This is a genomic window from Endozoicomonas ascidiicola, from assembly GCF_001646945.1.
Classification (GTDB): domain Bacteria; phylum Pseudomonadota; class Gammaproteobacteria; order Pseudomonadales; family Endozoicomonadaceae; genus Endozoicomonas; species Endozoicomonas ascidiicola.
Genome location: NZ_LUTV01000014.1, coordinates 15842 through 20813, shown reverse-complemented (window position 1 = coordinate 20813; position 4972 = coordinate 15842). Strand labels below are relative to the sequence as shown.

General features: G+C 39.2%; 4 protein-coding genes. All 4 read right to left on the bottom strand.

Translation table 11 applies throughout. The features are described from left to right. Positions 1-678 precede the first annotated feature (678 nt). The 4 genes from AKL11_RS23865 to AKL11_RS25440 all read right to left on the bottom strand — a co-directional run bounded on the left by AKL11_RS23865 (position 679) and on the right by AKL11_RS25440 (position 4515). On the bottom strand, positions 679-1485 hold the full coding sequence (locus AKL11_RS23865; protein WP_067522812.1) for a GIY-YIG nuclease family protein: 807 nt from the start codon (positions 1483-1485) through the stop codon (positions 679-681). Between the two features lie 137 nt (positions 1486-1622). Further along, positions 1623-2270: a hypothetical protein gene (locus AKL11_RS23860; protein ID WP_067522809.1), complete on the bottom strand. Its 648-nt coding sequence runs from the start codon at positions 2268-2270 to the stop codon at positions 1623-1625. Positions 2271-2337: 67 nt separating this feature from the next. Beyond that, positions 2338-3084 carry a hypothetical protein gene (locus tag AKL11_RS23855; protein WP_067522807.1) on the bottom strand — a complete coding sequence of 249 codons (747 nt, stop codon included), beginning with the start codon at positions 3082-3084 and terminating at the stop codon, positions 2338-2340. Positions 3085-4008: 924 nt separating this feature from the next. Continuing rightward, a complete protein-coding gene (locus AKL11_RS25440; RefSeq protein ID WP_157673746.1) occupies positions 4009-4515 on the bottom strand; it encodes a hypothetical protein in 507 nt (168 codons plus the stop codon). Positions 4516-4972 lie beyond the last annotated feature (457 nt).

Below are 4972 nucleotides of genomic sequence, written 5' to 3'. Positions count from 1 at the left end.
TGCAACTCTGGTAGAAACACAGCAGCTAACGCCAAAATGTGCGGCGCGCCTCAGGCGCGTCCGGTGGAGCGCAGCGGAACAAACACGATTTTATTGTTAGCTGCGTAAGCCCGTAAAATGCTTAAAGCGTGACGTAAACCTGAAGCAAGTACAACTGGCGACAAAGTAAAAAACAGAAGATTTACAACCAGAGGTTTTGAACGCTGCTGAAAAACACACTGACCAAAAAATTCTCGAAGCAGTTTGAACCAGACGGTTTGACTACTTGAAGTTTACGACAATGTACCTTCCTGGCCTGCGATAGACCTGAAAATTTTTACGCTACAGAAAACCTGCTCCCTTCCCCACCAACTCTCCGTCCAAAAAGATGGAAAGGAAAACGATCACTGCGCTGGCGCGGCAAAAGGAAACTAGTACGCTACCGCCTGCCAGCTTGGGAAAAAAAACAGCAAACTACGATTTTGACGCTGGCATAAAAGAAGGAATTAACGACAAAACTCTCACGCCAGCTTGCAAAACGAAGCTTATCGATTTCTTATTAACTTTTCGATAGAACAGACCAAAAAACTTCCAACGCTAAAAAACTCTCAGTTTTGCAATTCTGGTAGAAACACAGCAGCTAACGCCAATTTCAGGGGCGCCGCAGGCGTCCCCTGGAAATTTTTGTTATACGCGGTTCTAAGTTACGTTGTAGCCAAACTTCACTGTAAGGAGTTTTCTTTTCCAGAGGCTTTCTCGCTGAATCACTTCTTCTGGCACTAGTGAAGTAGATAGAACCTCTAAAATCGTGAATTTAAAATGATCTTTGAAATATTTTTCAGAATTGATGGAATACAATTCTTTTAGCTCTTTATTATTTCCGTGAAAACCATAAATATAATCTGACCATCGACCCCATATCCCCTGATTCCCATACGCAGAACCTACATAATGTTTACCAGTACTTGTATCTGTAATAAGGTAAACTCCGTAAACATTACTTAATGCAACCTTCCAGTCGTTCAGTTCATTTCTAATGATAATATCAATAGACTCAAAACTATTATTTATTCTATCGTATGATATGAACTTTTCACCCTGATATTTATGCTCATAAATCGAAGAAATTGATGTGTGTGAAAAAATGTAATCAGGTGTAAATACAGTTCCTCTTGTATTATCTCCTTTGTAGTTAATAACCAAACGTCCAATTAATTCCGAATAGGAATTTTCTAATTCAACGTCATAATATTCATTTTCTCGACCTACAATTCTATATATACCACCGAACAAAAATTTTGATCCTGATATCTGAGCAAATGAAGCAATTTTATCTTTTACAAACCTTTCTTTATTGTTACCACGATAAACTTGCCATGAACCCCATTCTTCTTGACTTCTTGCAAGTACATCTATTGGTCGAGTACCACCTGGTTCCTGTTTTGCAAGGTGAAATCTGTATTTTGAATTATCGTTCAAATCTGATAACAGAAGCTCTAAATTCATACTTCTCTCAATTGTGTGTGAGCGTATAACGCCAAATTAAGCGGTGCCGCTTGCGGCGTCCGGTGGAGCGTAGCGGAACGAACTTGAATTTATTGTTATACGGTGATGGATATGCAACATACACTTCAAATTTGAAACTAAGAGTTTTTAATTCGTTGTTTGATAGCTTGTGTAACGATCCTCTCAGTTCCAGACCAAGCACCCTCTAGTTTAGGAATTGTTGACACCAGCTTAATACTCTCTTCGTTGCCTACGCCCCTCAATGCACAGATAGTTGAAGCATATTCAGCACTATTCTCACAAAGCCCTATTATTTTATGAATTAGTGACCTTACATTTTCAATGATCGTTACTTCGACTTCAGGAGAATCTTTGAAAGAAAGTATTAAATTTAATGCTGTAACGATTTTTATAAGAATGTATTTATGACTCTGCATATCATCAGAATAAAACTCAGCAATTTTTAGTAATGATTCGACAGATTTACTGTTTTTATTTTCTTGCAGAATCGAGATAGCAAAATTTGCATTATTAATGTTTTTCGAATAATTAATTAATCCTTCACAACCGTTAGCAATATATTCACATCCAACATCTACCCAGGCACCTAGGGGTGGAACAATATTACCATTTTTATATTCGATAGCTTCGTTAGGCCACTGCAGCTTTTCCTTAATTTCTTTTAGGACATCAACGACATCTGGATTTCGAGATAAAGATAGCTCAACAATATCTTCCACATTAATCTTATTATCATTAGCTTTTTCGTTTAATTCTTCTTTCATGATTTACTTTGTGTAACCGTATAACGCCAAATTCAGCGGCGCCGTAGGCGTCCGCTGGAATTTATTGTTACACGTTTGTTCTGGCTAATATAAAACGTTCATTGGGAAACATTTCATGAGCAACATGAGCTAATCTTTCTTGCATTTCATTGATAGAAGCCAATGTTTCATAAACATGCTGATAGACATTATCTGTTGTGTTTTTAATCCCTTCAGTTATTGCTGGGCCTACAGTAGCAGAAAGTTGAATGAAACGCGGGTTCATCGCAAGATGTGGCTTGTCTCTCAATGCAGGTTGAACATAGTTATAATGATAATCAGATCTTAGATTAATAGCTTCTAATGCTGCAGAAAACCGATCTTGTTCTATAGCTAGGTCAAATAATAAATTTTGATCTGGATGATTGAGCAAAAATGACAATTCATTTAAATTAATTTTTAACTCTGAATAAATAGAGCCTACTTTGGAAGGTAAGTCAAAATATTTTTCTTCAGTCCCTTCATATTTCCTCAATACTAACTTTTCATTCCCCAAAGTATTAGCTTGTCTAGCAAGAATAAAGACAGCTGTTTTTAGAGAAAGAATTCTTTTTGATTCAACGCTTCTATTTTCTCGATAATTATTTAACCTAAAAGCTGAGAAAGAACCAAAAAATGCCGCACTTATAATAATCACAGCTTCAACTATCAGCTCAGTATTTTTTGCGACAATCTCTTCATCAATAGCAAGAGCAGAAAAATACCATATAAAGAGTGATAATAATCCAATTATCACTCCAATCACTTCATATTCATAAGATTTTTTTTCTTTCAAACTAGACCACTCTGTATATTAAAACGTGTAACGCCAAAATGTGCGGCGCCATAGGCGTCCGGTGGAGCGCAGCGGAACGAACTCGATTTTTTTGTTAGCTGCGCACGCCCGTAAAATGGTTAAACTGTGATGAAGACCTGAAGCGAAACTACTGSCAACATTGCACCAAGCCAGCAGTTTCTGTCACTGAAAACTCACTGTTTTCCATCAATTGRGCTAGATTTCCTGCTAGCTCCTGAGATTTGCAAAGTCTCTGTGCTGGACTCCCTACCTGTAGKCACGCGACTTGTAACAGATGGAAAGCTATATAAGCACCTCATATTAAGCAAAGAGCTGTCAATAAATCGTTTATAGTGTTGGTTATCATGATRGACAATATACAATTTACTCTAGGCTCCAACGTTTGCAGCATTAATGAATGCGAAATACCGAGCGGAAATTCAACGATACAACCGAGCATGTTCGGAAGGTCAGTGCAAATACAAGAGGCAGAATCAGCAGATTACTTCAACCTGTCGCACGCTGATGAAAACACCTATGACTTGTCGTGTGGCTTTACCCAATACTCTTCGGTAGAACCCATATTCCCAAGTCGTCATACTCCAAATAATTCAGACTATTTTGACCTGCCTGTAACTCACGATGAGTTGGTACCTTTAGAAGATATAGAACCAACATTTTATTATAACGAAAATGAAGAAGGATCAAATACTGCGTCACACACGAAATCAACACWTTTTCCAGAGAGTGATTCCACATATTCCGACGTTGTGGAATCTCTTTGGTTAACTCMCCCCCTCCCGATTGATGAACGCATCAGCAATACAGMATATAGACCAGTAGCGATAGTAAAACCTATAGATGAACACACTAAACAACAAACTGAGGAAGCAGCAGCAGGGGAATCCCCTTGCCCTTYAAATGTCACCAAACAGCCCAAGAGTCGAAAAGATTCCCGGAAGGCTTACCAGAAGGCTTACAAACAATCAGAGAAATATAAGGCTTACCAGAAGGCTTACCAGAAGGCTTACCAGAAGGCTTACCAGAAGGCTTACAAACAATCAGAGAAATATAAGGCTTCCCAGAAGGCTTACAAACAATCAGAGAAATATAAGGCTTACCAGAAGGCTTACAGACAATCAGAGAAATATAAGGCTTCCCAGAAGGCTTACCAGAAGGCTTACCAGAAGGCTTACAAACAATCAGAGAAATATAAGGCTTCCCAGAAGGCTTACCAGAAGGCTTACCAGAAGGCTTACCAGAAGGCTTATTATGATATTCTATCAACAACAGGCGATAGAGAACAGGCAAAAATTGCAGGTAAAAATGCTTCAGCTGCAGTTTTGCAGCCAGAGCAAAAAATGAGCAGCTAACGCACAAAATGTGCGGCGCGCCGCAGGCGCGTCCGGTGGAGCGCAGTGGAACGAACACGATTTTTTTGTTAGCTGCGCACGCCCGTAAAATGGTTAAACTGTGACGAAGACCCGAAGCGAAACTACTGGCAACATTGCACCAAGCCAGCAGTTTCTGTCACTGAAAACTCACCAGGGCTTACGCACCAATCTGAACCTGACTGAACCCCTTGGTATCTAAGGGGTTCAGAGAAGTTCTTGATATTTGGAAAATGGGAGAATCCATCATTTTACGACTGTGCTGATCAGAAGATCGATTTTTTGATTATATTCTCTGCCAAACGAGTATTAACCAGAAAATATCGCTACATTTTTCATGTTATGCAGCATCAACTGATGCGTAAGCCCTGGAAAACTCACTGTTTACCATAATTGAGCTAGATTTCCTGCTAGCTCCTCAGATTTGCAAAGTCTCTGTGTTGGACTCCCTACCTGTAGTCACGCGACTTGTAACAGATGGAAAGCTATATAAGCAC